The following is a 25,341-nucleotide window of genomic DNA, read 5'->3' on the forward strand; positions in this document are numbered from 1 at the left end:
CGAGACCGCGCCGGGCTGGGTTAGCGGGGGATTAGCGGGCGCTCGAACCGTTGTCCGCCATGAGCACCCTCGACCACGACCCGGCCACCGTCCTGCGCCCCGCCGACGCCGGGTACGACGCCGCCCGGTCCGTCTTCAACGCGATGATCGAGCGGCGGCCCGCGGCGATCGTGCGCTGCCGCGACGCCGGGGACGTCGCCCGCGGCATCGCCCTGGCCCGGGCCCACGACCTCGCGCTGTCGGTGCGCGGCGGCGGGCACAACGTCGCGGGCACCGCCGTCTGCGACGGCGGGGTGATGCTCGACCTGTCCGCGATGCGTGACGTCCGCGTCGACCCGGTGGCCCGCACGGCGGTGGCCGGCCCCGGCTGCCTGCTCGGGGACCTCGACCGCGCCACCGCCGTGCACGGTCTCGCGACCCCGCTCGGCGTCATGTCGGGCACCGGCATCGCCGGGCTCACCCTGGGTGGCGGCCTGGGCTGGCTGAACGGACGCCACGGGCTGGCCTGCGACAACCTCGTCGCCGCCGAGGTCGTCACCGCCGACGGCGCCGTGCGCCATGTCGATGCCGACCACCACCCCGACCTGCTCTGGGGCCTGCGGGGCGGCGGCGGCAACCTCGGGGTCGTCACGGCCTTCACCCACCGGCTCCACCCGATCGACACCGTCCTCGCGGGCGGCCTGTCCTGGCCGTGGGCGGCGGCCCGCGACGTGCTGCGCCGCCACGACGACCTCCTCGCCACCGCCCCCGACGAGCTCGCGACCGCCGTCTCGTTCACCCGGGACCCGGAGGCCGGGCCGGTCGTCTCGATCGCCGTCTGCTGGAGCGGGGACCTCGCGGCCGGCGAGCAGGTGCTCGCGCCGCTGCGCTCGGTCGCCGCCCCGACCGTCGACACCGTCGCGCCGACGTCCTTCGTCGCCTGGCAGAGCGCTCCCGACGCGGGCTACCCCCTCGGGCGGCGCCACTACTGGAAGTCGGGCTACCTGCGCGAGCTCACCGAGGACGCGATCTCGGCGCTCCTCGACCTGGTGCCCGTCATCCCGTCGGCCGCGAGCGGCGTCGGGATGCAGGCCCTGCGGGGCGCGGCGGCCCGCGTGCCGGTCGACGCCACGGCCTTCCCCCACCGCGCCCGGCAGTACGACGTGCTCCTGCTCGGGCAGTGGGACGACCCCGCCGACGACGAGCGCAACGTCGCGTGGGGGCGCCGCTCCTTCGACGCGCTCGCGCCGCACCTCGCCGACGCGGTCTACGTCAACAACCTCGGCGCGGAGGGCCCGGACCGCGTGCGCGCCGCGTACGGCCCCAACCACGCCCGCCTCGCCGAGCTCAAGCGGACCTGGGACCCCGACAACGTCTTCCGGCTCAACCAGAACGTCGCACCGGCGCGGGGCTGAGTGGACCACGGTGCGTGGTCCCGACGGGTCCTGGCGCGCCACCGGGGAGGGCAGGAGTCTGAGAGGTATCTCAGTGGCTCTCGGCACAGGAGTGGATCCATGAAGAAGCTTCTCAACGACCCGGGCGACCTCGTCGCCGAGTCCCTGCGCGGGCTGGACCGCGCGCACCCCGAACTGCGCGTCGACCACGAGAACCGGATCCTCTACCGCGCCGACGCCCCGTTGGCCGGCAAGGTCGGGCTGCTCTCGGGCGGCGGCAGCGGCCACGAGCCCGCGCACGGGGGCTTCATCGGGCCCGGCATGCTCGACGCGGTCTGCGCCGGCGAGGTGTTCACCTCGCCCGTGCCCGACCAGATGGCCGAGGCCACCAAGAACATCGACGGCGGCGTCGGCGTCCTGCACCTCGTCTGGAACTACACCGGCGACGTCATGAACTTCGACATGGCCGCCGAGCTGGCCGCCGCGGAGACCGACACGCGCGTCGAGGCCGTGGTCATGAACGACGACGTGGCGGTCGAGGACAGCCTGTTCACCGCGGGCCGGCGTGGCACCGGCGCCGCCATCGCCGTCGAGAAGATCGTCGGGGCCGCCGCCGAGCAGGGGCGCAACCTCACCGAGCTGGCCGACCTCGCGCGGCGCGTGAACGAGAACAGCCGCAGCATGGGGATGGCGCTCACCTCGTGCACGGTCCCGGCGAAGGGGAGCCCGACGTTCGACCTCCCCGACGACGAGATCGAGATCGGCATCGGGATCCACGGCGAGCCGGGGCGCCGCCGGGTGCCGCTGGCGCCCGCTCACGACATCGCGCAGATGCTCGTCGACCCCGTGCTCGCCGACCGGGACTTCACCGGCGGCGACGGCGTGCTCGTGTTCGTCAACGGCATGGGCGCCACCCCGATGCTCGAGCTGTACCTGATGTACGGCGAGATCGCGGCGCTGCTCGACAAGGCCGGCGTCGTCCCGGTCCGCACCCTCGTGGGGCCGTACGTGACCAGCCTCGACATGGCCGGCTGCTCGGTGTCGATCACGAAGCTCGACGACGACATGATCCGTCTCTGGGACGCACCGGTGGCCACCGCGGGCCTACGGTGGGGCATGTGATGGCGGGAGCCGACGTCGAGACCCTGCAGCGCTGGCTGCGGGGCTTCGCCGCGTCCGTCGCCGAGCAGCGCGACGCCCTCACCGCCCTCGACGCCGCCATCGGCGACGCCGACCACGGCGCGAACATGCACCGCGGGATGACGGCGGTGATCGAGGCGGTGACCGCGGCACCGCCCGCGGACCCGGCGGCGCTGCTCAAGCAGACCGCGACGGTCCTCATCCGCTCGGTCGGCGGGGCGAGCGGCCCGCTGTACGGGACGCTGTTCCTGCGGATGGCCTCGGCCACCGGCGGCGAGGCGGTCCTGGAGCCCGCGACGTTCGCGAAGGCGCTGCGCACGGGGCTCGAGGGCGTGATCGCCCGCGGGAAGGCCGAGCTGGGCGACAAGACGATGGTGGACGCCCTCGCCCCGGCCCTCGACGCGCTCGACGCCTCGCTGGCCGAGGGCGGCTCCCTCGCGACGGCCCTGCACGCCGCGTCCGACGCCGCCGACGCCGGGCGCGACGCCACGACGCCGATGATCGCCAGGAAGGGGCGCGCGAGCTACCTGGGCGACCGGAGCGCGGGGCACCAGGACCCCGGGGCCACGTCCGCCGCCCTGCTGGTGGCCGCCGCGGCGGCCGCCGTGTCGGACGACGGGTGACCGTCGGGATCGTCGTCGTCTCCCACAGCCGGGCCCTCGCCGAGGCGGCGACCGCGCTGGCCGGGGAGATGGTGCACGGCGGCGACCTCACGATGGAGGTCGCCGCCGGGCTCGACGACGGCGGCTTCGGCACCGACGCGGTCGCCATCAGCGAGGCGATCACCGGCGCCGACCGGGGCGACGGGGTCGTCGTCCTCATGGACCTCGGCAGCGCCGTCCTCTCGGCCGAGCTGGCGCTCGAGATGGTCGACGACGACGTCCGCGACCGCGTCGTGCTCTGCCCGGCGCCGCTGGTCGAGGGGCTCGTCGTCGCCGCGGTGAGCGCAGCGGGCGGAGCCTCGGCGGCGGAGGTCGCCGCCGAGGCCGCCGACGCGCTGGAGGCGAAGGCCGGGCACCTCGGCGCAGCGGCGCCCGGGACCGCGGAACCCGTCGCGGCGAGCGGCGACGAGCGGCGGGCGACCTTCACGGTGTCGATGCCCCACGGCCTGCACGCCCGGCCCGCCGCCGCGCTCGTCGCGGCGATCCGCGGTCTCGACGCGGAGGTCCGGCTGCGCAACGTCACCCTCGACGGGCCCGAGGTCTCCGCGGCGAGCCTGTCGAAGGTCGCCACCCTCGGGGCGCTGCAGGGACACGAGGTCGCGGTCCGGGCGGTCGGCGGCGACGCCGCCGAGGCGGTCCGCCGGGTCGTCGGGCTCGCGGACGAACGGTTCGGGGAGGCCGCCGCGACACCGGCGACCCCGTCCCCGTCGGCGGCTGCCGCCGGCACCCACGGACCGGTCCCCGCCGCGCCGGGCATCGGGATCGGACCCGTCCGCGTCGCGGCGCCCGCGGCCGTCGCGGTCCCCGCCGCGCGTCCCGGTGACCCCGACGAGCAGCAGGCGCGCCTGGACGCGGCGCGCGCCGAGGCCCGCGCGCGCCTGACGGCCGTCCGCGACACCGCGGCCCGCGAGATCGGCGGGGCCGAGGCCGCGATCTTCGACGCCCAGCTGCTGCTGCTCGACGACCCCGACCTGCTCGCCGACGTCGTCGCGCGCGTCGACGCCCACGCCGATGCGGCGCGCGCCTGGGCGGACGCCCTCGACGCGGTCGAGCGCGACTTCGCCGACGCCGCGGACGAGTACCTGCGCGCCCGCGCCGCCGACGTCCGCGCCGTCCGGGACCTGGTGCTGCGCGCCCTGGGCGGTGTCGCCGAGGAGGCTGCGGCGGCGGACGGCATCCTCGTCGCCGACGACCTCACGCCCGCCGAGGCCGCCGCCCTCGACCCCGCCCGCACGCCGGCGGTGGTGCTGGCGGGCAGCAGCCCGACGTCGCACGCCGCGATCCTGCTGCGGGCCCGCGGCGTCCCGGCCGTGGTGGGGGCGGGTGCGGCCCTGGTCGCCCGGGCGGGGGAGGCCGCGCTGCTCGTGGTCGACGGCGCCACCGGCGAGGTCGTCGTCGACCCCGACCCCGCGACGCTGACGGCGTTCCGGGACCGCGCCGCGGCCCTCGACCGGCGTCGCGACGCCGCCGCCCGCCGGGCCCACGAGCCGGCGGTGACCCGGGACGGCACCACCGTGCTCGTCGGCGCCAACGTCGGCTCGGCCGCCGACGCCCGGGCCGCCGTCGGGGCCGACCTCGCCGGCCTGGTCCGCACCGAGTTCGGCTTCCTCGACCGCCGGCAGGCGCCCGACGTCGACGAGCAGGAGGCCGCCTACCGCGCGATCGCCGAGGCCATGGACGAGGACGGCATCGGCCGGCGCATCACGCTGCGCACCCTCGACGTCGGCGGCGACAAACCGCTGGACTACCTGCCGGTCGCGCCCGAGGCGAATCCGTTCCTCGGGGTGCGCGGCATCCGTCTCGCGCTGGCGCGGCCCGAACTGCTCGCCGACCAGCTGCAGGCCATCGTGCGGGTCGCCCACGACCACCCCGTCGACGTCATGTTCCCGATGGTCACCGGGGTGGACGAACTGGCCGCGGCCCGCGCGGCCCTCGACGTCGCGGTCGAGGCCGTCGGCCGCGGACGCCCGGACGGGCTGCGGGTCGGGATCATGGTCGAGGTCCCGGCCGCCGCGCTCAAGGCGGCCGCGTTCGCCCCGCACGTCGACTTCTTCTCGATCGGCACCAACGACCTCACCCAGTATGCGCTGGCCGCGGAGCGCGGGAACGACCGGCTGGCGGCGCTCGCCGACCCCCTCGACCCCGGCGTGCTGGCCCTGATCGCGGCCACGGTCCGCGGCGCGGGCGACGACGTGCTGGTGGCGGTCTGCGGGGAGCTCGCCGGCGACGAGCGGGCGGCCCCGCTGCTGGTCGGGCTGGGGGTGCGCGAGCTCAGCGTCGCCCCGGCGGGCGTCGCGACGATCAAGGAGGCCGTCCGTGCCGTCGACGTCGGCGAGGCCCGGGCCCTCGCCGCGGCGGCCCTGGCGTGCCCGGACGCGGCCGGCGTCCGGGCGCTTCTCGCGCCGCCGACCGGGACCTCACGACCGCCGACCTAGCCTCGCGGCGACCCCTCCAGGAGGACCCGCGCCCCGGTGAAGACCCGCGTCGTTCCCGTGCTCGTCGTCCTGCTCGTGCTCGTCCTCCTCGGCGGCGGCGTGGTGTGGTTCGCCCACAGCCGTGGGCTCACCGCCCAGGCCCTGTGGGAGGCCGTCGATCCGCCGCCCCCGGAGCCGTGCTCCGCGGACGACCCGACCTCGTCGGGGTGCGTGACGCCCTCGACCCTGCGCCTGCACGACGCCACCGTCGCCCGGTTCGGCGAGGCCGGGGCGGGCGGGCCGATCCGGTCGATGACCTGCTGGTCGGAGCACGCCTGGAACCCGTCGAGCGACCACCCGGCGGGGCGTGCCTGCGACGTGTTCCCGGGGCGCTCCGGTGCGTTCCCGGTGGGGGAGGACCTCGCCACCGGCTGGGCGGTGGCGGCCTGGTTCCGCGAGAACGCCGCCGACCTGCGCGTCCGCTACGTGATCTGGCAGGGCCGCATCTGGACCACGGGCGGCGCCGACAGCGACGGGTGGGGCCGCCCGTACACCGGCGGCGGTGTGTACGACCCGCAGGACCCGACCGGTGGGCACTTCGACCACGTCCACGTCAGCGTCCGGACCTGAGCGGGGCCTACGCCAGCCCCCGGACGACGCGGCGCGGGTGCAGCACGATGCGGCGCAGGTTCTCCTCCACCGAGTACAGCGCGAGCAGATCCCGGTGCTCGGGGGTGGTCGTGTCCCAGTAGCGGTCGGCGAGACGGCGGGCCAGGTCCGCGGCGCCGTCGTCGTGCACCGTCACGTCCGCCTCGATCGACACCCAGCCCTCCGGCTCGTCGGGGAGCGTCATCACGACGAACGAGGCCCGGGGGTCGGCCTTCAGGCGGCGCACCTTCAGCGCGTCCGCCATCGAGAACAGCTGCACCGCGCCGTCGGCCGTCGTCTCGAACCACACCGGACGCGGCGCGGGCAGCCGTCGCGGGCCCGGCGGGATCGTGAGCAGCCCGTGCAGGGGACGGTCGAGCAGGGCCCGGTCGGTGGCGGTGATCGTGTCGTCGGCCATGAACCCCAGGCTGCCGCGCGGTGATCGCCGCGCCCATGCGCGCGGCTCCAGCGCACCTGCGCGAGCGTCTACCGTGGCGGGCGTGGCGACGGTCGACGGGCTGCTCGGCGCGCTCCACGTCGGCGACCCGGAGCTCGGCGTCGCGCGGCTCGGGCCCGGCCGGGCGACGGTCCCGGCCGGCGACCGCTGGAGCCTCCTCGCGGTCGCGCGCGGCGAGGTCGACGTCGTCGGCACCACCCTCGGTCCGGGGGACGCCGTCCTGACCCGCGGCCGCGGCGCCCTCGCCGTCCGGGCGGGCGGCGAGGGCGCGACGGTGCTGGTGACCCGGTTCGCCCTGCACGGCGCGGCGCTCCCCCTGGCCCGGCTACCGGAGCCCGCCGTCGTGTACGCCGACTCGGAGTTCTGCCGGCTGCTGATCGAGCGGGTCACCGACGAGGTCTCCGAGGTCGCCGCGAGCGACGTGGTGTCCGCCCGCCTGCTCGACTGGCTGGTCGTGGACACCGTGCGGGACGTGCTCGCGGGGGAGGCGGCGGCGATCGCCGACGCGGACGTCGCGGCCGCGCTGGCCGCCGTCCACGCGGACCCGGCCGCCGCGTGGACCGTCGACGGGCTCGCCCGGTGTGCCGGCGTGGGCCGCGCCGCGTTCGCCCGCCGGTTCCGCGAGGCGGTCGGCACCGCACCGCTGTCCTACGTCCGCGAGCACCGCCTCGACCTCGCCGAGCGGGCGCTGCTGGCCGAGCCCGACGCGACCGTCGCCGCGGTCGCCCGCCGCGTCGGCTACGCCAGCCCGTTCAGCTTCAGCGCCGCCTTCCGCCGCCACCGCGGCGTCGCCCCCAGCGCCCTGCGCCGGCCTGCCGCCCAGCCTCTTCAGTAGCGCAGCCCGGCCTCGCAGGCGGGGTCGAGCTCACCGGCGGCACGCGTGACCCGTTCACGCTCGGTTGAGGCGAACCCGGGCACCCTGGCCGACGAACCCCGGTCACCGGCCCACCGACGGACCGGCGAGGAGGTCGATCGCCGTGACCAGCCCTGTGGTGTCGCCGACGCTGTTCGACGAGCCGTGGTCGGTGCTGCTCGTGGGCACGGGAGTGCTGGTCCTGCCGGCCGGGACCGGTCTGCAGGTCTTCTGGCTGATCGTGGTGGGGCTCGCCGCCGCACTGCTGCGGCTGCGCGGGCACGGCGACTGGGGTCGGGTCACGGGCCCGGCGTCCGACGGCGACGACCGCGACGGCCGCTGAGGAGCGTGGCGCCACGGGAGGAGGCTCGTGACACTCCCGGGAGATCGACGTGGAGAGCCCCTGTGGCGCCGGGTCAGCTCCCGGGTCCGAAGGACACCACCGGCCGGTAGAGCCCCGGGTGGTGGGTCGCGGCGCGCTGGGCCGGTTCGCCGCCGAGCCGGCGAACCGCCGCCTGCATCTCCGGGCGCGCGGCCGCGGCGCGCCAGGCGTCCTCGCTGTCCCAGTGCGCGACGTTCACCAGCTGGAAGCGCGTCTCGCCGGCGAGCGCCTCGTGGAGCTCGGCGTCGCGGAAGCCCGGTGCAGAGGCCATCACAGCAGCCATCTCCCGCCATCCCGCGGTGAAGGCCGCCACGTCCTCCCGCGCGATCTCGAAGACGTTGATGAAGGTGACCGGTGCCGTCATCAGCGCACCACCAGAACGAGACGACCCCGGACGTGGCCCTGCTCGCTGGCGCGGTGGGCGTCGGCGATCCGGTCGAGCGGGAAGGTGCGGTCCACCGGCAGCCAGAACCGTCCTGCCTCGATGAGCTCGCCCACCGTCGCGAGGGCGGCGAAGCCGTGGCCGTCGACGAACCCGTTGCTGAAGTGCACCCCGTGCTCCTCGGCGCCCGCGAAGTCCGCCAGCGTCACGACGTTCTCCGCGCCGCCCGCGAGATCGACGAGCTGGGCCAGGACGCCGCTGCCCGCGACGTCGAGGGCGACGTCGACGCCGTCCCGCGCCAGCGCCCGCACCCGGTCGACCATGCCCTCCCCGTACGTCACGGGTTCGGCGCCGAGCAGGCGCAGGTAGGTGGCGTTGGCGGCGCTCGCGGCGCCGATCACGCGCGCGCCCCGCGCCACCGCCAGCTGGACGGCCGTGCTGCCGATCCCGCCGGTGGCGCCGTTGACGAGCAGGACGGTGCCGTCGCCGACGCCGAGCTGGTCGAGGCCGCGGGACGCCGTCTCGAGCGCGCAGGGCAGTCCGGCGGCGTCGACGAAGCCGAGGGACGCCGGGATGGCGGCGCGGAACGTCAGGAGCGCGAGCTCCGCGGCGCCGGCGCCGTCGTCGGAGATGCCGAACACCCGGTCGCCGACGGCGACGTCGGTGACGCCGTCGCCGAGCTCGTCGACCACCCCGGCGACGTCGCGGCCGGTGGTCTGCGGGAGCTCCGCGCCGAAGCTCAGCTCGCCGCGGCGCAGCTTCGGTTCCGTCGCGTTGATCCCGGCGGCGTGGACGGCGATCCGGACCTGGCCGGGACCCGGGTGCGGATCGGGGAGGTCGACGATGTCCAGGACCTCGGGACCGCCGTACCGGCTGAACTGTGCTGCTCTCATACGAACAGTATTCGTTCAACGAACATTGTTCGCAAGGTCGGCGCGTCGCCGACCGTGGGTGGCCGGCGCGCTCTACCGTGTGACGACGGCGACACGAGTGACGGACGGTGCGGGGGTGACGTGCTGGCCGAGCGACGGCGGGTGATCCTCCGGCAGGTCATCCGTCCGCCGTACGTGTACCGGTGGGCCGGCCTCGCGGTGGCGGGCGCCCTGTTCGTGGGCACCTCGACCGCCGTCCTCGTCGACCCCCGCCCACCCCTCGTCCTCGCCGCGCCGACGTGGGCGTCCTGGAGCGCCCTCCTCCCGGGTGCGACCGAGGACGCCGGTCCGCCGCCCGACCGGCGGCACCGGTTCGGCGACGCGCGCCCGCACGTCGGCCCGGGGCTCCTGTCGACGGTCGAGAGCGCCCCGCCGGGCTCCCGGACCGTGGCGCTCACGTTCGACGACGGCCCGTGGCCCGAGAGCACCCCGGCCGTCCTGGACGTCCTCGACCGCGAACGGGTCCCTGCGGTCTTCTGCATGATCGGCCAGCAGGCGAGCGCGCACCCGGACCTCGTCCGGCGCGTGGTCGCCGAGGGCCACCGCCTGTGCGACCACACGCTCACCCACGACCCGACCGTCGCCACCCGGCCCGCGCCGGAGATGGACGCCCTGCTCGCCCACAGCCGCGACACCCTGCTCGCCGCCGCGGGACCCGGCGCGACCGTCGACTGGTTCCGCGCGCCGGAGGGCCGCTGGACGCCCGCCCTGCGCGACGCCGTCGCGCGGGCCGGGATGCGCCCCCTCGGCTGGTCGGTCGACCCGCTCGACTGGACCCGGCCCGGCACCCTGGCCATCGAGCGACGCGTGACGGCGGGCGCGCATCCGGGGGCGGTCGTCCTGATGCACGACGGCGGCGGGCCGCGCGAGCAGACGGAGTCCGCCCTCGCCGACGTGATCGCCGACCTCCGCGACGAGGGCTACACGTTCGTCCTCCCGACCTGAGCCAGGACGTCAGGAGGCGGCGACCGCCTTCGACTGCTCGACCGCGAGCCGGTCGACCAGGTCGTTCATCTCGTCGCCCGAGTGGCCCTTGGTCCAGCGGAAGGAGACGTCGCCGCGGTCGTTGACCATCGTGATCAGCGGTTCCCACAGGTCGCGGCTCACCACCGGCTTCTTGGCGCTGGTGACCCACCCGCGCGCGAGCCAGCCCCTCCACCACCCGTCGCGGAAGCAGTTCACGACGTAGGTCGAGTCGCTGACGACGACGAGCGGGCCGTCCAGGGCCCGCACCGCCTCGAGCGCCGCGCGGATCTCCATGCGCTGGTTCGTCGTGCCGGGCTCGCCGCCGCTGTCCTGCCGGCCGTCACGGGTGGCCCACGCCCAGCCGCCGGGACCGGGGTTGCCCGAGCACGCGCCGTCGGTCCACACCTCGAGGGCGCCCTCGGCGGCCGGCATGTCGGGCCGCGGGGCCTTCGCGGGCTTCGTCGCCGCCTTCGTCGCCGCCGTCGTCCCCGCCGTCGACGGGCGCTTCGCCGACGAGCCGCCGGCGGTGTCGGCGCACGCCGCGTGCGCCCAGCGCTCCCCGGCGCGCGCGATGCTCTCGCCCGGCGAGACGGCCGCGGCGCAGACCCCGCAGGTGGTGGCGTACTTCGCGGTCATCGGCACCGGGCCAGGCTAATCGGCGGTCGTCGGCGGTCGTCGCGCCGTCGCACACCTGGACCCTGTCCCCACCCGCTGGTGCGCCCCTACCGTGGGGGCTCCCTCACCGTCGAGGAGCCCCGGGAGGCGCCGTGGAGCGTCCGCTGCTGCGTCCGGCCGCGAGCTACGAGGAGCTCTGGCGCCAGGTCGACTTCGCGACCCTGGCGATCCCGGAGCGGTTCAACCTCGGGGTGGCGTGCGCCGACCGCCAGGACCCGGAGGCCCGGGCGATCACCGTCGTCGAGGTGGACCGCACCTCCCGCGACCACACCTTCGGCGAGCTGACCACGGCGTCGAACCGGCTGGCGAACGCGCTCACCGCGCTCGGGATCGGGCGCGGCGACGTGGTCGGGCTGGTGAGCCCGGCGTCGTTCGAGACCGGCGTCGGCTTCGTGGCGATGTTCCGGATGGGCGCGATCGCGCTGCCCCTGTCGTCGCTGTTCGGGCCGGACGCTTTGCGCTACCGGCTGCGCAACGCCGGCGCGAAGGCCGTGGTGACGGCCGCGGCCAACGCGGAGCGGGTGCGCGAGGCGCTCGACGACGGCGGCGCGCAGGTCCCGCTGCTCGTGATCGATGGGGTGGGCCCGGAGTCCTGGGACGACGCGCTGGCGGCGGCGTCGCCGGAGTTCACGCCGGTGGACACGGCGGCCGAGGACCCGGCGTTCCTGATCTACACCTCGGGCACCACCGGCGACCCGAAGGGCGCGCTGCACGCCCACCGGATCGTGTTCGGCCATCTGCCGGCGTTCGAGGCGATCTACGAGTTCTACCCGCAGGCCGGCGACGTGCTGTGGTCGCCGGCGGACTGGGCCTGGATCGCCGGGATCATGGACATCCTCGTGCCGGCCTGGTTCCACGGCCTGCCGGTGGTGGTCGACCGCCAGCCGGCGTTCACCGCCGAGCGCGCGGTGTGGCTGATGCGCGAGTACGGGGTGACGCTGACGCTGCTGCCCGCCACCGCGCTGCGGATGATCCGCGCGGCGGGGATGGAGGGCGGCGGGTTCGCGTTCCGATCGATCGGTTCCGGCGGCGAGGCGCTGGGCGCGGACCTGCTGAAGTGGAGCGAGGAGTTCTTCGGCGCCACGGTGAACGAGGGCTACGGACAGACCGAGCTCAACGCGTGCATCGGCAACTGCTCGTCGGTCTACCCGATCCGGCCCGGATCGCTCGGCAAGGGCCTGCCCGGGTTCACAGCGGTCGTGCTCGGCGAGGACGGCGAGCCGGTGCTGGACACCGTCGGGGAGCTCGCGCTCGACCGCCGGACGCCGTCCACGATGCTCGAGTACTGGCGCAACCCCGAGGCGACCGCGGAGAAGTTCCACGGGAACTGGCTGCTCACCGGCGACCTCGCCCGCCAGGACGTCGACGGCTACGTCTGGTTCGAGTCCCGCAAGGACGACGTCATCAACTCCGCCGGCTACCGGATCGGCCCCGGCGAGATCGAGCAGAGCCTCGGCGGGCACGACGCGGTCGCGATGGCGGCGGTGATCGGCGTCCCGGACGAACGGCGGGGACAGGTGCCCAAGGCGTTCGTCGTCCTGCGCCCCGGCGTCACCGCGTCCGACGACCTCGCCGACGAGCTGCGCGCCCACGTCCGGGCGCGGCTGGCCGCCCACGAGGTCCCGGCCGCGATCGCCTTCCTCGACGAGCTGCCCCGCACCACCACGGGCAAGATCCTGCGCCGGGCGCTCCGGGAGGACTGACGATCCCCGCCGGAGCGCCCGACCACGGCGCGATCAGCGCTCGGTCGCCCGGATCGCCTCACGGATGACGTCGGCGGACTCCTTGGGGTGCGACAGCATCACCACGTGCGAGGAGTCGATCTCGACGGTCGTTGCGCCGGCCCGCTGGTAGCCGAACCGCTCGACGTCGGGGTTGATCGAGTGGTCCGATGTGGACACGATCCCCCAGGACGGCTTCGTCTTCCACGCGGCGGCCGAGGCGGGCTCGCCGAACGCGACGGCCGCGAGCGGACGCTGCGAGACCGCCATGACCTTGGTGGTCTCCGTGTCGAGATCCTGGGCGAAGACGTCGTGGACCTTGGCGGGGTCGACCGAGAGCTCGACACCGGTCGTGCCGTCGGGCAGGGGGTAGTTGCCCTGCACGAGCGCGGTCGCGAGCGGGGAGTCGGGGAAGCCGCCCTGGAGCTCGCCGAGGCTCTCGCCCTCCTGCAGCGCGTAGCCGGCGAGGTAGACCAGGGCGCGGACGTTGTCCTCGACCCCGGCCACGGTGATCACGGCACCGCCGTAGGAGTGCCCGACGAGGATCACGTCGCCCTCGATCTGGCGGACCACCGACGCGATGTAGGCGGCGTCGCCGGAGAGCGAGCGGTTGGGGTTGGCCGGGGCGACGACGGGGATGCCGTCGGCGAGCAGCTCGGGGATCAGGGTGCGGAAGCTGGAGGCGTCGGCGAAGGCGCCGTGGACGAGGACGACGGTCGGGGTGGCCATGGTCAGTTCTCCTGGGTGCTCAGCGCGTCGGACAGGAACTCGCCGCCCATGCGGACGGCTCCGCGGGCGGCGTGGGTGTCGCGCATGGCGTCGACCATCACGAAGTCGTGGATGATCCCGCCGAAGCGCACGGCGGTGGTCGGGACGCCGGCGGCCCGCAGCTTGGCCGCGTAGGCCTCGCCCTCGTCACGGAGGACGTCGGCCTCGGCGACGATCACCAGGGCCGGCGGCAGGCCGGCGAGGTCGTCGAGGGTGGCGCGCAGGGGGGACGCGGTGATCTCGGCGCGCTGCGCGGGGTCGGTCGTGTACTGGTCCCAGAACCAGTGCATGCCCTCGCGGGACAGGAAGTAGCCGGTCGCGAACTGCTCGTAGGACGCCGTGTCGAAGCCCGCGTCGGTGACCGGGTAGTACAGCAGCTGTGCCGCGATCGACGGGCCGCCGCGCTGCTTGGCCATCAGGGTGATCGCCGCGGTCATGTTCCCGCCGACCGAGTCGCCCGCCACCGCGATGCGGGTGCCGTCGATGCCCTGCTCGGTGCCGTTCGCCGCGATCCACTGCAGGACGGTGTAGACCTGCTCGATCGCCGTGGGGTAGCGCGCCTCGGGGGAGAGGTCGTAGTTCGTGAAGACGACGGCGGCGCCCGCGCGGACGGCGAGCTCGCGGACCAGGCGGTCGTGGGTGTGGGCGTTGCCGAACACCCAGCCGGCCCCGTGCGTGTAGAGCAGGGCGGGCAGCGTGCCGGTGGACCCGGCCGGCTTGACGATGCGGATCGAGACCTCGCCGGTCGGGCCGCCGGGGACGGTGAGGTCGGTGATCTCGGCGTCGGGGCGTTCGACGCCCGCGCCGTTCTGGACGTCGTCGACGGCCTTGCGGCCCTCGACGGGTCCGAGGTCGTAGAGGAAGGGCGGCTTCGCGGTGGCGTCGGCGAAGTCCTGGGCTGCCTGCTCGAGCACAGGCGTCGGTCGATCGGGCATCGGGTCCCTCTCGCGCGGGGGTGACGGAACGCGACCAGCGTGCGGGCGTGTGTCCCCCGTTCGGTATCGGTCGATCGACCGGTCTTCGCGCTCTGTGTCACTTGATCCGGGATCCGTCGACCGACCGATGCGCCCGGGACGTCCGACGACCGAGGCTGGACGCATGACCGAGCTCTTCCCCACGCTCCCGTACGAGGAGTGGCTCCCGACCCGCGAGACGCTGCACCGCTTCGCTCAGATCGTCGGGAAGGTCCGGCTCGCGGCCAGCCCGCGCCGCAACCACTGGTGGAACGTCCCGCTGCACCTGTCGGGGCGGGGACTCACCACGCGGCCGATGACGGTCGACGGTGCACGGATCTTCTGCCTCGACCTCGACCTCGTCGACCATCGGCTCGACCTGACGACCGCCGACGGCGGACGCTGGTCGTTCTCCCTGCGTGACCGGTCCGTGGCGTCGTTCTCGACCGACCTCACCGCCGGGCTGGCGGCGCTGGACCTGCCCGTGGTGATCGCCGATCCCCGGCCGTTCGACCTCCCCGATCACGAGCGCCCGTTCGCCGCCGACACCGAGCACGCCACGTACGACCCCGGGGCGGTCACGCGCTACTGGCGGATCCTCGGGCAGGTCAACCTGCTCCTCGAGCAGTTCGCCGGTCGCTACAGCGGCAAGACCAGCCCGGTGCACCACTTCTGGCACACCTTCGACATCGCGCTGACCCGGTTCTCCGACCGGGTGATCGGCCACGGACCGGAGACCGATCCGGTCACCCGCGAGGCCTACTCGCGCGAGGTGATCAGCTCCGGGTTCTGGTTCGGCGACCCGACCTTCCCCGAGCCGGCGTTCTACTCCTACACCGCCCCGGAACCCGACGGTCTCGCGTCCGCCGCGCTCTCTCCGCCGTCCGCGAGGTGGCTCGAGAAAGGCGGCGCCCATCTGGCCGTGCTGACGTACGCGGACGCCCGGGCCACCGCCGACCCACGCGCCACGGTGCTCGACTTCTACGAGACCGCCTACGACGCCGGGGCCGTGCGCGCGGGCTGGCCGGCGTCCGACCTCGCGTGTGCCGGCGGTGTCACCGATCCGGTGCTCGCTAGGTCTCGGGCAGCTCGCCCAGGAACTCCCGCAGCTGGTGCCGTCCGCTGACCCCGAGCTTGGGGTAGGCGTTGTGCAGGTGCGAGCCGACCGTGCGGGGCGAGAGGTAGAGCTGCTCGGCGATCTCCCGGTTCCGCAGGCCGCGGGCCGCCAGGATGACGATCTCCCGTTGCTGCGAGGTGAGGGCGGCCAGCGGATCGGTCGGTGGCGACGACGCGCGATCGGCGCCGCCGCTGGCCCGCAGCTCCCCCCGGGCCAGACCGGCCAGGCCGGCGGCGCCGAGTCGGACGAAGGTGTCGTGCGCCGCACCCAGCAGCGGCCTGGCCTCGAGCGGACGACGGCGCCGCCGCAGCCACTGGGCGTACTGCAACCTCGCGAGCGCCCGCTCGAGGGGCCACTGCTCGCCGGCCGGATCGATGACCGCGAGGCGATGGCTGCGTTCGACGGCGGTGTCCGGCGTGTCCTCGTCAGCGAGCAGGGCCTCGGCGCGGTGGAGCAACAGCCGCAGCCGCGTGGTCGGGCGTTCGCCGACCCGGGCGCGCACCGCGGCGACGATCGGCGCGGCGACGTCCTGGGCTCCCACGGCGCGGGCCGCGTCGGCGAGGTCGGCGATCGACCGGGCGGACAGGAAGAAGTGGCGGGGCTCGTCCCGCGGGGCGAAGAGCGACTGCAGGTGACGGAAGGCGGCGTCGCGGTCGCCCGCGGCGGCCGCGGCCAGCCCGGCGGCACGCAGCAGACGCGCATGGGTGGCGCGGTTCTCGTCCAGGTCGACGGCCGTCCACGCGGCGGGATCGACCTCGGCGCCGGGCAGGCCGCGGCGGGCGGCGAGCTCGGTGCGCAACGCGGCGACGTCCGCTTCGGCGTACCGGTGGTGGTGCACCACCGCCAGCTCGCCGATCTCGTCGAGCAGCGTCGTGGCGTCACCCCACCGACCGGTGTCGATCATCGCCGAGGCCATGGCCGGCAGGCACATCACCACCATCCCGAGAGCGCCTTCCGCGCCCAGCGCGGAGCGCGCCCGACGGAAGGCGTCGAGGGCGAGGTCCGGCGCGTCGGCGAACCACGCGGTGCTGCCGAGGCACAGCAGCCGGGCCACGTCCGCGGGACCGTCGAGCGGTCGGTGGACCGCGGCCCCGGGGTCGTCGAGGATCCGGTGCGCGTCCGGGTCGGGATGGAGCTGTGCGCGGATGCTCTCCATCATCGCCGGGTGCGCGGCCGGGGGGAGGAGACCGGAGGCCTCGACCGCAGGGGCGGTCGGCGCGCGGGCGAGCAGGGCGGCGACGCGGCGGCCGTGCTCGGGGAGCCCGGACTGGACGTGGACGGCGGAGAGCACGCCGGTGAGCGTGACCGTGGTGCTCGCCTGCCGCGGCCGCCGTCGCGTGAGGGAGTCCTCGAGGAGCGAGAACGCCTCCCGTTGGAGCCCCGACAGGCTCAGACCGTGCCCGGCGGCGGCTGCTGCGGCCCCGAGCAGGTCGGGGTCGTCGGTGAGCCGCAGGAGCTCCTGGTGGAGCTCACGGATCCACGCCGGATCGCCGTAGTCGTCGGCGGCCGCGAGGGCCAGGGTGTAGCGGCGTGCCCGTTCGTGGGTGTCGGGCGTCCGCTCGGCCGCTCGCTGGAGCGCACGAGCGGTGGCGTGGACCCCGCCACGCTGCCGGGCGAGCGTCGCGGTCTCCTCCAGCGCCGCGGCCACGGCCTCGTCCGGCGCGATGGTGGCCTCGGCCAGGTGCCAGGCGCGCCGGGCGGGGTCGTGGACGAGGGCGGCGGCGAGGTCGCGGTGGGCGCGCGATCGCAGGCCGGCCGGTGCGCCCTCGTACGTGGCGGCCCGGACGAGCGGATGCCGGAAGGCCACCGAGTCGCGGCCGACCACCACCAGCCCCGCTTCCTCGGCGGGTGCCCACCCGGACAGGTCCTCGCCCGTCCCGGCGGCGGCCACCGTCGTGGCGAGGTCCTCCTGTGCCGCCGCCGCGGCGTAGACGAGCAGACGGCGGGTGGCTTCGGGGAGACGCGCCAGCCGGTCGGAGAACATGTCCTGGAGCCGGGCGGGGGCTGCGAGACCCGCCCGCGCCAGCCCGCCCTCACGGGCGACGACGCTCGCGAGCTCGACCAGGGCCAGCGGATTGCCGCCCGCCTCGGCCAGGACGTCGAGCCGGGCGCGTCCGGTCGGTGCGTCCGGGAGGCTGTCGAGCAGGCGCGCGGCGTCGACGTCGGGCAGGGGCCCCAGCGAGATCGCCGGGACGCCGGCCTCGATCCCGGCGGGTCGCACCGTCGACCGGGCGGCGATCACCACCGCGATCCGTTCGGTGGTGAGCCGTCGGAGCACGAAGGTGAGGACCTCGCAGGTGTCCCGGTCCACGAGCTGGACGTCGTCGACGACCAGCAGGAGCGGCCGCTGCGTCGCCACCGCCCCGAGGAGCCGCAGCACCCCGGTCCGTACCGCGGCGGCATCCACCGGCTGCTGGTCCGCGACGAGCCCGACGGCGGCCCGCACCGCGCGGGCCGTGCTCGCGGGCAGGACGGAGAGCTGCGGGAGCAGCGGCGCGAGGAGCTGGTCCAGCACCGCGAACGACTGCTCGGCCTCGGCGGCGCACCCCGCGCCCGCCACGACGGTCATGTCCCGCGTCCCCGCTCGCACCGCGGCGGCGTGCAGGAGGGTGGTCTTCCCCGACCCCGCCTCGCCGAGCAGCAGCAGCGTGCGGGGCCCGGACGACGCGCCGTCGACGACCTCGTGCACCGCCCGGGTCTCGTCCTCTCGCCCGACGAGGTCCACGGGTCCTCCTCCGGCGCCGCTCGGTTCGGCCTCCAGTGTCGCCCAGCCGAGGTGTTCCGCGACACCGTCCGACCATGGAAGCGCGTCACACGGGCGCCCTACGCTGATCGCGGAGAGGGGACGGGACGAATGGGATCCGAGGAGGCCGGTCGGAGGCCGGAGCTCGACCCGGTCGTGGCGCGGCTCGTGCGCTCCTCGGCCGGTCCGCCGCACCTGCACGACCTGGGCCCGGACGACGGTCGGCTCGCCCTGTCGGAGTCCCAGGGTTACGCGATGGACGACGCGGCCCGCTTCGCCGTCGCGCCGGTGGGTCCGTCGGGGCTGGTCGGCTTCTGGACGGTCCGCGCCCCGGCCGGGCCGGCGGCTCCCCCGGTCGTCGTCTACCTGCACGGCGGGCGGTGGATGCTCGGTGATGCCCACACCCACGCGCGGTTGATCCGGGACCTCGCGGCCGCCTCCGGTGCCGCTCTCGTCGTCCCCGAGTACACCCGCACCCCCGAGGCGCGCTACCCGGTCGCGGTGGAGGAGACGTCCGCGCTCCTCGCGTGGGTGGTGGAGCACGCCGAGGAGCTGGGCGTCGACGGGCGGCGGGTCGCCGTCGCGGGCGACTGCGCGGGCGCGACGATCGCCACGGCCCTCGCCGTCGTGACCGCGCGTCGCGGGGGCCCGCGCCTGCGTGCCCAGCTGCTCTACTACCCGTTCGTCGACGACAGGTGCGACGCGGCGTCCCACCGCGAGCTGGGCGACGACTATCTGCTCACCCGTCGGGAGGCGCTCTGGTACTGGAGCCAGTACGTCCCGGACCCGACGGATCGCGCCGCCCCCTCGGCCGTCCCCGCCCGCGCCACCACGACCGACCTGGCCTCGATGCCGCCGTCACTCGTGATCACCGCCGAGGCGGACGTGCTGCGCGACGAGGGGGAGCGGTACGCGGACCGTCTGCGTGCCGCCGGCGTCGCGGCCTCCGCGTCGCGCTATGCGGGCACGGTCCACGACTTCGCGTCGCTGCGCCCGCTGGAGGGCATCCCGGCCACCCGTGCGGCGGTCGCCGAGGGCGGCGCCTTCCTGCGTGCGGCCCTCGCCGTCCACGACTGAGCCACCACCGACTCACGCCCGACGAAGGACCGACTCACGCGGCGACGGCCTCGGGCTCGCGCGTCGTGGCCTTGTACGGGTCCGGCGAGAACAGCGCGGTGACGATCGTGATCAGCACCATCGCCGACATGTAGGCCGCGATCCAGCCCCAGCCGCCGATCGCGTCGAGCAGTGCGGTGGCGATGACGGGGGCCAGCCCGCCGGCGAACACGCTCGCCCCCTGCGCGCCGATCGACGCGCCGCTGTAGCGGACCTCCGGCTCGAACAGCTCGGAGAACCACGCGGGCTGCGGCGCGTAGACCGCCGAGTTGCCCACGTTCACGGCGATCACGGTGGCCAGCACGATCCACGGCACCGATCGCGTGTCCAGGGCCCAGAAGTACGGCCAGCTCATGGCCAGCAGCACCAGCGAGCCCCAGAGCACCACCGGCCGGCGCCCGAAGCGGTCGGCGGCCCAGCCGTAGAGCGGGATGCTCGCGAGCCCGATCGCCGACGACACGATCACCGCGAGCAGGAGGTCGCCGCGCGCCATCCCGAGGACGACCGTGCCGTAGGTCAGGACGAACGTGGTGTGGATGTAGAAGGTGCTGTTCTCGGCGAACCGCAGGCCCGCGGCGCGCAGGACGTTCAGCGGCTGGCGGCGCAGCACCGCGAGCACGGGCTGCCGCTCGATCTTCCCGGCGTTCCGCGCCTGCTCGAAGACCGGCGACTCGGCCACCCGCAGGCGGATCACGATGCCGACGACGACGAGCACGATCGAGGCCAGGAACGGTATCCGCCAGCCCCAGGCGAGGAACGCCTCGTTCGAGACGACCGCGGAGATCACGAGCAGCGAGAGGTTCGCGACGAGCATCCCGGCCGGCACACCGGTCTGCGGGAAGCTCCCGAAGAAGCCGCGACGCTGCGGTGGCGCGTACTCGACCGCCATGGTCGCGGCGGCGCCCCACTCGCCGCCGAGACCGATGCCCTGCACGATCCGCAGCAGCACGAGCAGGATCGGCGCGAGGATCCCGATCGTCTGGTACGTCGGCAGCAGCCCGACGAGGAACGTGCCGCCGCCCATCATCACGACCGAGAGCACCAGCATCGACTTGCGGCCGATCCGGTCACCGAAGTGCGCGAAGATCACGCCGCCGAACGGGCGGGCGACGAACCCGACGCCGAAGGTCGCCAGTGCGAGCAGCGTGCCGGTCAGCGGGTTGGAGGAGGGGAAGAACAGCTTCCCGAACACGAGCGCGGCGGCGGCGCCGTAGACGAAGAAGTCGAACCACTCGATCGACGTGCCGATCAGCGTCGCGGCGGCGACCCGGCGGGTCTCCTTCGCGGTCGGTGCTGGGCGTGTGCTGGGCGCACCATCCATCTGGAACCTCCGGCCCCCCGCGAGGCGGACATCGGACACTCGATGTGACGGAGACCATACGGAGCGAAGTACGCAGGACGCCAGAGGTGGCGGACGAGCGACGACCCCGCGGCCCAGAGCCCCCGGGTCGCGGGGTCGTCCTGTCTCGACCCCGGAGAAGGGTCGTCCTGCAGCAGCACGAGGAGTGAACTGCCAGCCTTCGCGACCGAGGGGCGGACGCGAGGCGCGCTATTTGTACACCAAACGCACGAAGGCGCGGTGCGTGGGGTCTACGTGTGGTCGCGCAGGTGTCGACCGAAGGAACCGCGGGTCAGGCGCGCGTCCCGCGCGACGTCCGCGAGGTCGATGACGTTCTGGGTGCGCAGCCAGGCCGACAGGCTCGGGACGCCGACCGGCGGCGTCTCGATGTCGTCTGCGTAGATCGGGCGCGTGGGCTCGGGCACGGGGGGCTCCTCGCGGATCGCGGCCGGGCCCTGCCTCGCACTCGACCATTCGGTGGACTGTTGTGCGCGGAACGTACTCCTCGTTCGTGTGGCGCAACCCACGGGGCTCTCAGGCGGACAAAGCGTCCGTCAGCAGCGCGACGAGCGCGGCGTGCTGCATGTCGGCCGACGACCCGATCTCCTGGTCGGACCCGTCGAGGGCCACCGCGGCCAGGCCCGCCTTGTCGTCGATCAGCGTCGCGATCCGCGCGTCGATCGTCTGGGCGGCGATCATGCGCCACGCGGTGACCGGCTCCGACTGCCCGATGCGGTGGCTGCGGTCGATCGCCTGCGTCTGTTCCGCGGCGGTCCACGGCAGCTCCGCCAGCACGATGTTCGAGGCGACCTGGAGGTTGATGCCGACGCCGGCCGCGGTCAGCGAGCAGACCGCGATCGCGACGTCGGGGTCCTCCACGAACGCGTCGATGTTGCGCTGCCGCACCCCCGGCGTCTGGTCGCCGCGGATCGACGAGAACCGCACGCCCTGCTGGGCGAACGTCTCCTCGGCGGCGTCCATGACGTCGACGTGCTTGGCGAAGAACACCACCTTGCCCGCGCTGCGGGCGAGCTGGGCGGCGTAGTCGGCGGCGAGGGAAGCCTTCGCCTGCCCGATGCGGCGCATCATGCTGAAGACGTTGTCGCCGCTCGACGAGCCGGCCGCGTCCTTCTGCTCCCACGTCGCGACCTTGGCGACGAGCTCGTGGTCGATCCCCTCGACGGGACCCGTGCCGCGGGCGGCCACGGCGTCCTCGTAGCGGCTCACCATCCGGCGGGCGAGGTCGCGCTCGGCCGCCCGGATGGAGCGTCCGGTCGGGCCGTCCAGCTCGACGGGCAGGTCGGCGACGCGGCGCTCGGGGATGTCGGCGGCGACGTCGACCTTGCGGCGCCGCACGATGCCGCGGTCGATGACGGCCTGGCGGGCGGCCGTGGCGAAGCCCCGGTCGGCCGGTGTCAGGCCCGTGTCCGACAGGGCGTCCATGAGGTCGGGGAGCGGCTTCTTCTCGTCGATCCAGCCGAGGAACTCCCAGATCGCGAGGAAGTCCTCGATGTCGTTGATCAGCGGGGTGCCAGTGAGCGCCATGAGCAGCGGCGTCTTCGCGAACGAGCGGATGCGCTCGGCCAGCGACAGGACGTGCTGCGAGCGCTGCGAGCTCTTGTTCTTGATGAAGTGCGCCTCGTCGACGACCATCCCGCGGAACCCGAAGTCGCCGAGCCACCCCGCGTGCCGGTCGAGCACCTCGTAGTTGACCACGACGATGTCGGCGAACCCGTTGACCGAGTCGCCGTTGCCCTGGATCGCGGTGGCCTCGCGCCGCGGCGACCACAGGCCGGCCTCGCGGACCCAGTTCGTCTTGACGACGTTCGGCACGACGACGAGCAGCGGGTACGCCTTCGCCGCCTCGGCGGCCAGCAGCGCCTGGGCGGTCTTGCCCAGCCCCGGCTCGTCGGCGAGCAGGAGCGTGCGGTGCCCCTCGGCGACGGCCGCGACGACGCGGGCCTGGTGCGGCATGAGCTCGCGTCCGCCGGGGGCCTGGCGCGACCCGGGGGCGGGCAGGTCCATGCAGGCCGAGGCGCCGTCGCCGGCGCGCTCGAAGGAGCGCAGCAGCGGGTCGAGCAGCTCCCAGCCGCTCAGCGGCGTGGGGCGCGCGGCGCTCGGGCGCGCGGCCGAGAAGTCGGGGGCGAGGAACGGGTTGGCCATCTGGCGGGAGACGACCGACTGCGGCACGACGCCGGGCTTGGCCGGGGCGGTGGTCGGCTCCTCGTCGGGCGGCTCCTCGTCGGGCACGGTCTCGATGCCCGCCCGGCGCAGCATCTCGCGCTCGAGGGAGCGGGCCTGGTCGGAGACGACGGCGTCCTCGCCGAGCAGCGCGAGCAGCGCCTGATCGCGGACGGCGATCTTCGCGAGCGACGTCGCGAGCTCGTCGAGGCGCTCCAGACGCTCGCCCCGACGGTTGTCACCCAGGTCGGTGCGGGCGCGGACGCGGGCGCGCTCGTCGCGCAGCATCAGCGCGACGGCCTGGAACTTCGTGCGCGTCGACGGGCTCACCCGTCCGCGCTCCAGGGCGGTGCGCAGCTCCCGCACGGCCTGCGAGAGCACGGACATGACGTCCTCGCGCCGGCGGTTGCGCCCGCCCTTGGGATTGCTGCCGTGGCGGTCCCTGTTCTGGGGCCTGCCTCGTCGAGCCATGGACTTCCTTTCCGGGGTGCCCTCCGCCGCGCGGCCGGTGTGTCCGGCGCGGCGGGAACGTGTCGATCGACCTCGCCTGCGGTGCGATCTCGGCGAGATCGCGGGCCACGCTCCGAGCGGTCTCCGCTGGGACGGCGCCATCGACGGGGGATGACGCGGTGCGCGGCGCACCCGACGTGCTCCTCGACGGGAACACGGCGATCCGGGTTCAGATTCCATCATACGCGTCGGCGGGGAACGGGCGACGCGACGCGCCCGGCGTGGGGACGTGGCGCGCCGCCCGAGTGAGCACGAGACGGAGCGAGGGGCGCCCCCGCTGCGTCGGACGCAGCGAAGGCGCCCCTCGCTCCGGGGAAGGATCCGGACGAACGGCACCACGGAGGGTCGGAACGGGCCAGGATGTCGCCCGTGGATCTCATCTGGTGGGTCGTGATCGTCCTGGTCGCCCTCGGCGGCGCCGCCGGTGTGCTGTTCGCGCTGCGGAGCGGCGAGCGCCGCCGCACGGAGGACGACTGAGCGGGGCGACTACGCGGGGACGACGGGCACCAGCAGGTGCGAGGCGTGCTCCCCGCCGACGTGGATCGTGGCCCCGGTCGCGGGCCGGCGGAGGGTCGGGTGGTCGTGGGCCATCATCCCGAGGTCGCCGTCGTCGGCCACCAGCTCGAGGCGGAGCCGCTCGCCCGGGGCGAGCGTGATGCTGGTCGGCCAGATCTCCACCTCGAGCAGCGTGGGTTCGCCCGGGGACAGCGGGACCTCGCGGTCGTGCGGGTGCCACGGGCGGAACGGCTCGGAGCGTTCCGGGTCGGTCTCCCGGTGCGAGGCGCGGAGCCAGCCCATCGCCATCGGCACCGGTCCCCCCTGCGGCCCGACGCCCGGGATCGGGTTCCCGTCGACGTCGAGGTGCTGCACGCGGGCGAGGACGTCGAGGTCGTCCCGGTCGGCCGAGACCCAGAGCCGCAGGGCGACCGGACCGGTCAGCTCGAGGGGCTCCTCGACCGGTGCCGTGTCGAAGGTGGCGGGGTAGCCGACCTCGGCGGCGGCGTCCGGCGCGGTCCAGTCGAGGTCCTTCTCGCCCAGGTGGAGCTCGCGCCACGCGGTGCCGGGCAGCGGGAAGTCCGTGGCCTCGCGCCACACCACGTCACGCCCGTGGCGCACGGCCATCTGCACCGGCGCGACGCCGTCCATGCGGCCGGGCTGGTCCTTGAGGTAGCGGTCGAGGAAGCGGAGCTGCAGCTCCAGCGCCCAGTCCGCGTAGTAGGGGTCGATGTGGGTCCCGGTGTGCACGACGAGCCACTTGTCGCGGGACGCCGCCCGCCGCCAGCCCTCGATGTTGCCGCGCAGGTGCAGGTGCAGGGCGCCCCAGTTCGCGGCGGAGAGCACGGGCACGGTGACGCGGTCGAGGTCGGTGGTGCGCGCGCGGTGGTAGTCGTCGAGCAGCGGGTGCTGCGGCAGCACCTCACGCCAGTCGTCACCCTCCGGGCCGGTGCGCTGCGGCTCGATCTGGCGTGCCCACCAGAACTCCATGAACCCGTGCGTGTAGAGCCCGCCCTGGTAGGCGCACTCGCGGTAGAAATCGGTGGAGCCCTCCCACGCGATCACCGCGGCGAGGTGGGGCGGCTGGAGCGCCGCCACCCGCCAGCCCATCATCGCGAGCCAGGAGATGCCGCTGGAGGCGATCTTGCCGGTGCTCCACGGCTGCTCGGCGGCCCACTCGACGACGTCGTGGAAGTCCTCGGCGTCCTGCGGCCCGTAGAGGTCCAGCCGGCCGGGCGACGCCCCGGTGCCGCGGGTGTCGGCGCGCAGCAGGGCGTAGCCGCGCGCCGTCCACCACGCGGGGTCCGGCGTCTCCCAGACCATGTGCTCGTTCTGGGGCACCACCTCGTAGAGCGGATAGCGCTCCGGCCAGTGCACGTCCTTGCCGTAGGGGCTGATCGACGCGATGACCGGTGCGGGTTCGTCGCCGTCGGGGCGGAAGACGTCGACGGCGATGGTGGAGCCGTCGCGGGTGGGGACCGCGACGTCGCGATCGATCTGCATCGGGTGCTCCC

At 74.9% G+C, this 25,341-nt stretch carries 22 protein-coding genes; 11 read left to right on the forward strand and 11 right to left on the reverse strand.

The annotated features are described in order from the left end of the window. Positions 1-59: 59 nt before the first annotated feature. The 5 genes from ACR9E3_RS08480 to ACR9E3_RS08500 all read left to right on the forward strand — a co-directional run bounded on the left by ACR9E3_RS08480 (position 60) and on the right by ACR9E3_RS08500 (position 6,219). A complete protein-coding gene (locus ACR9E3_RS08480; protein ID WP_460379790.1) occupies positions 60-1,394 on the forward strand; it encodes an FAD-binding oxidoreductase in 1,335 nt (444 codons plus the stop codon). A 99-nt stretch (positions 1,395-1,493) separates the two neighbouring features. Further along, on the forward strand, positions 1,494-2,495 hold the full coding sequence (gene dhaK / locus ACR9E3_RS08485) for a dihydroxyacetone kinase subunit DhaK (protein ID WP_460379791.1): 1,002 nt from the start codon (positions 1,494-1,496) through the stop codon (positions 2,493-2,495). Beyond that, entirely contained in the window at positions 2,495-3,136 is a 642-nt protein-coding gene (gene dhaL, locus ACR9E3_RS08490; RefSeq protein WP_460379792.1) for a dihydroxyacetone kinase subunit DhaL, read from the forward strand. Before dhaK ends, dhaL begins: the two co-directional genes overlap by 1 nt. Further along, on the forward strand, positions 3,133-5,610 hold the full coding sequence (gene ptsP, locus ACR9E3_RS08495; protein WP_460379793.1) for a phosphoenolpyruvate--protein phosphotransferase: 2,478 nt from the start codon (positions 3,133-3,135) through the stop codon (positions 5,608-5,610). Before dhaL ends, ptsP begins: the two co-directional genes overlap by 4 nt. Before the next feature lie 36 nt (positions 5,611-5,646). Continuing rightward, complete coding sequence (locus ACR9E3_RS08500; protein ID WP_460379794.1) at positions 5,647-6,219, forward strand: hypothetical protein; 573 nt, start codon at positions 5,647-5,649, stop codon at positions 6,217-6,219. A 7-nt stretch (positions 6,220-6,226) separates the two neighbouring features. On the opposite strand, the gene ACR9E3_RS08505 is transcribed toward ACR9E3_RS08500, so the two are convergent. Continuing rightward, positions 6,227-6,655 (reverse strand): pyridoxamine 5'-phosphate oxidase family protein, encoded by a 429-nt coding sequence (locus ACR9E3_RS08505; protein ID WP_460379795.1) that lies wholly within the window; start codon positions 6,653-6,655, stop codon positions 6,227-6,229. An 82-nt stretch (positions 6,656-6,737) separates the two neighbouring features. Here ACR9E3_RS08505 and ACR9E3_RS08510 point away from each other — a divergent pair, with 82 nt between their 5' ends. Together ACR9E3_RS08510 and ACR9E3_RS08515 are read left to right on the forward strand one after the other, a co-directional pair. Next, complete coding sequence (locus ACR9E3_RS08510) at positions 6,738-7,529, forward strand: AraC family transcriptional regulator (protein WP_460379796.1); 792 nt, start codon at positions 6,738-6,740, stop codon at positions 7,527-7,529. A 142-nt stretch (positions 7,530-7,671) separates the two neighbouring features. Then, the gene (locus tag ACR9E3_RS08515) at positions 7,672-7,890 is read left to right on the forward strand and encodes a hypothetical protein (protein ID WP_460379797.1); all 219 of its coding nucleotides are present in this window, start codon (positions 7,672-7,674) and stop codon (positions 7,888-7,890) included. Positions 7,891-7,963: 73 nt separating this feature from the next. Here ACR9E3_RS08515 and ACR9E3_RS08520 read toward each other — a convergent pair whose 3' ends face one another. Further along, entirely contained in the window at positions 7,964-8,293 is a 330-nt protein-coding gene (locus tag ACR9E3_RS08520; protein WP_460379798.1) for an antibiotic biosynthesis monooxygenase family protein, read from the reverse strand. Beyond that, positions 8,293-9,204, reverse strand: a complete 912-nt coding sequence (locus tag ACR9E3_RS08525) for an NADP-dependent oxidoreductase (RefSeq protein ID WP_460379799.1) — start codon at positions 9,202-9,204, stop codon at positions 8,293-8,295. The genes ACR9E3_RS08520 and ACR9E3_RS08525 overlap by 1 nt, the downstream gene beginning before the upstream one ends. Positions 9,205-9,324: 120 nt before the next feature. Between ACR9E3_RS08525 and ACR9E3_RS08530 the strand changes: the two genes are divergently transcribed. Next, positions 9,325-10,188, forward strand: a complete 864-nt coding sequence (locus tag ACR9E3_RS08530) for a polysaccharide deacetylase family protein (RefSeq protein ID WP_460379800.1) — start codon at positions 9,325-9,327, stop codon at positions 10,186-10,188. A gap of 9 nt (positions 10,189-10,197) precedes the next feature. Here ACR9E3_RS08530 and ACR9E3_RS08535 read toward each other — a convergent pair whose 3' ends face one another. Then, positions 10,198-10,845, reverse strand: a complete 648-nt coding sequence (locus tag ACR9E3_RS08535; protein ID WP_460380066.1) for a ribonuclease H family protein — start codon at positions 10,843-10,845, stop codon at positions 10,198-10,200. A gap of 131 nt (positions 10,846-10,976) precedes the next feature. Between ACR9E3_RS08535 and ACR9E3_RS08540 the strand changes: the two genes are divergently transcribed. Next, positions 10,977-12,587: an acyl-CoA synthetase gene (locus ACR9E3_RS08540; RefSeq protein ID WP_460379801.1), complete on the forward strand. Its 1,611-nt coding sequence runs from the start codon at positions 10,977-10,979 to the stop codon at positions 12,585-12,587. Positions 12,588-12,620: 33 nt separating this feature from the next. Here the strand turns inward: ACR9E3_RS08540 and ACR9E3_RS08545 are convergent, their stop codons facing one another. Together ACR9E3_RS08545 and ACR9E3_RS08550 are read right to left on the reverse strand one after the other, a co-directional pair. Then, entirely contained in the window at positions 12,621-13,334 is a 714-nt protein-coding gene (locus ACR9E3_RS08545; protein ID WP_460379802.1) for an alpha/beta fold hydrolase, read from the reverse strand. A 2-nt stretch (positions 13,335-13,336) separates the two neighbouring features. Continuing rightward, a complete protein-coding gene (locus ACR9E3_RS08550) occupies positions 13,337-14,308 on the reverse strand; it encodes an alpha/beta hydrolase (protein ID WP_460379803.1) in 972 nt (323 codons plus the stop codon). 163 nt (positions 14,309-14,471) lie between these two features. Here ACR9E3_RS08550 and ACR9E3_RS08555 point away from each other — a divergent pair, with 163 nt between their 5' ends. Next, entirely contained in the window at positions 14,472-15,452 is a 981-nt protein-coding gene (locus ACR9E3_RS08555) for a DUF5996 family protein (RefSeq protein WP_460379804.1), read from the forward strand. On the opposite strand, the gene ACR9E3_RS08560 is transcribed toward ACR9E3_RS08555, so the two are convergent. After that, positions 15,400-18,168: an AAA family ATPase gene (locus tag ACR9E3_RS08560; protein WP_460379805.1), complete on the reverse strand. Its 2,769-nt coding sequence runs from the start codon at positions 18,166-18,168 to the stop codon at positions 15,400-15,402. The genes ACR9E3_RS08555 and ACR9E3_RS08560 overlap by 53 nt on opposite strands. Positions 18,169-18,297: 129 nt before the next feature. On the opposite strand from ACR9E3_RS08560, the gene ACR9E3_RS08565 reads away from it, so the two are divergent. Further along, positions 18,298-19,263, forward strand: a complete 966-nt coding sequence (locus ACR9E3_RS08565; RefSeq protein ID WP_460379806.1) for an alpha/beta hydrolase — start codon at positions 18,298-18,300, stop codon at positions 19,261-19,263. 34 nt (positions 19,264-19,297) lie between these two features. Here the strand turns inward: ACR9E3_RS08565 and ACR9E3_RS08570 are convergent, their stop codons facing one another. The 4 genes from ACR9E3_RS08570 to ACR9E3_RS08585 form a co-directional block, all read right to left on the reverse strand. Then, entirely contained in the window at positions 19,298-20,623 is a 1,326-nt protein-coding gene (locus ACR9E3_RS08570) for an MFS transporter (RefSeq protein WP_460379807.1), read from the reverse strand. Between the two features lie 269 nt (positions 20,624-20,892). Then, entirely contained in the window at positions 20,893-21,066 is a 174-nt protein-coding gene (locus ACR9E3_RS08575) for a hypothetical protein (RefSeq protein WP_460379808.1), read from the reverse strand. A 109-nt stretch (positions 21,067-21,175) separates the two neighbouring features. After that, positions 21,176-23,293: a DEAD/DEAH box helicase gene (locus tag ACR9E3_RS08580; RefSeq protein WP_460379809.1), complete on the reverse strand. Its 2,118-nt coding sequence runs from the start codon at positions 23,291-23,293 to the stop codon at positions 21,176-21,178. Positions 23,294-23,818: 525 nt separating this feature from the next. Then, entirely contained in the window at positions 23,819-25,330 is a 1,512-nt protein-coding gene (locus ACR9E3_RS08585) for a CocE/NonD family hydrolase (protein ID WP_460379810.1), read from the reverse strand. Positions 25,331-25,341 lie beyond the last annotated feature (11 nt).

Source organism: Actinomycetospora sp. C-140 (assembly GCF_054796175.1).

Excerpts from the sequence above, each read along its gene's own strand:
- ACR9E3_RS08480 (WP_460379790.1), top strand. The coding sequence starts at position 60 with ATGAGCACCCTCGACCACGACCCGGCCACCGTCCTGCGCCCCGCCGAC.
- dhaK (WP_460379791.1), top strand. The coding sequence starts at position 1,494 with ATGAAGAAGCTTCTCAACGACCCGGGCGACCTCGTCGCCGAGTCCCTG.
- dhaL (WP_460379792.1), top strand. The coding sequence starts at position 2,495 with ATGGCGGGAGCCGACGTCGAGACCCTGCAGCGCTGGCTGCGGGGCTTC.
- ACR9E3_RS08505 (WP_460379795.1), bottom strand. The coding sequence starts at position 6,655 with ATGGCCGACGACACGATCACCGCCACCGACCGGGCCCTGCTCGACCGT.
- ACR9E3_RS08520 (WP_460379798.1), bottom strand. The coding sequence starts at position 8,293 with ATGACGGCACCGGTCACCTTCATCAACGTCTTCGAGATCGCGCGGGAG.
- ACR9E3_RS08525 (WP_460379799.1), bottom strand. The coding sequence starts at position 9,204 with ATGAGAGCAGCACAGTTCAGCCGGTACGGCGGTCCCGAGGTCCTGGAC.
- ACR9E3_RS08535 (WP_460380066.1), bottom strand. The coding sequence starts at position 10,845 with ATGACCGCGAAGTACGCCACCACCTGCGGGGTCTGCGCCGCGGCCGTC.
- ACR9E3_RS08545 (WP_460379802.1), bottom strand. The coding sequence starts at position 13,334 with ATGGCCACCCCGACCGTCGTCCTCGTCCACGGCGCCTTCGCCGACGCC.
- ACR9E3_RS08550 (WP_460379803.1), bottom strand. The coding sequence starts at position 14,308 with ATGCCCGATCGACCGACGCCTGTGCTCGAGCAGGCAGCCCAGGACTTC.
- ACR9E3_RS08555 (WP_460379804.1), top strand. The coding sequence starts at position 14,472 with ATGACCGAGCTCTTCCCCACGCTCCCGTACGAGGAGTGGCTCCCGACC.
- ACR9E3_RS08565 (WP_460379806.1), top strand. The coding sequence starts at position 18,298 with ATGGGATCCGAGGAGGCCGGTCGGAGGCCGGAGCTCGACCCGGTCGTG.
- ACR9E3_RS08570 (WP_460379807.1), bottom strand. The coding sequence starts at position 20,623 with ATGGATGGTGCGCCCAGCACACGCCCAGCACCGACCGCGAAGGAGACC.
- ACR9E3_RS08580 (WP_460379809.1), bottom strand. The coding sequence starts at position 23,293 with ATGGCTCGACGAGGCAGGCCCCAGAACAGGGACCGCCACGGCAGCAAT.
- ACR9E3_RS08585 (WP_460379810.1), bottom strand. The coding sequence starts at position 25,330 with ATGCAGATCGATCGCGACGTCGCGGTCCCCACCCGCGACGGCTCCACC.